General features: G+C 53.0%; 1 pseudogene. It reads right to left on the bottom strand.

From position 1 onward, the window contains the following. A pseudogene (locus ABRP87_RS11250) lies at positions 1-645 on the bottom strand (IS3 family transposase); the annotation flags it as partial.

The following is a 645-nucleotide window of genomic DNA, read 5'->3' as shown; positions in this document are numbered from 1 at the left end:
GTCTCGCCATAGTAGTCATTCTGGTTCATCTCCTTATGCGGGTTAGGTTCCCACACACAAACCATTAGACACTCTCTTTCTACCTCGACAACATCATCCCACCTGCGGGTATGAATCAACTCGTTCTTGTAGGAACCATTAACGTTTTCAGCCAGAGCATTGTCATAGGAATCACCAACAGTCCCGGTGGAAGCGATAATGCCGTGCTGGGCAAGTCGCTCGTTGTAGACCACGCTGACGTACTGCGATCCGTGATCCGAATGGTGAATGAGACCTGTTGTTTCCTCAGCACACACGATCGCCTGGTTAAGAGCTTGCAGTGGCAGTGCTTGAAGTCCGCATCGAATCTGATAACGCCCACCCAACGATCCGTCGAGAGTAAACGTCGGTGACAAACGCGGCGTAGACAAAGCCTTTCTTCGTGCGCACATACGTAATGTCGGCCACCCACAGCTTGTTCGGGCCCTGAGCTTTGAACTCACGCTCAACCAAGTCCGGGCGCAGATCAGGCACGTTAGCTTTTCGGGTTGTGATTGGTGATCCGCCTTTGCCTTTGCCAGAAACACCGGCCAGGCGCATCAGTCGGGCGGTTTGTTCACGCCCGATATCAATTCCTTCACGGCGAAGCGCATGCCACATTTTCCG

The organism is Corynebacterium sp. KPL2830 (genome assembly GCF_040225635.1).
In the GTDB taxonomy this organism is placed as follows: Bacteria; Actinomycetota; Actinomycetes; order Mycobacteriales; family Mycobacteriaceae; genus Corynebacterium.
This window is presented reverse-complemented; position numbering and strand designations above follow the sequence as displayed.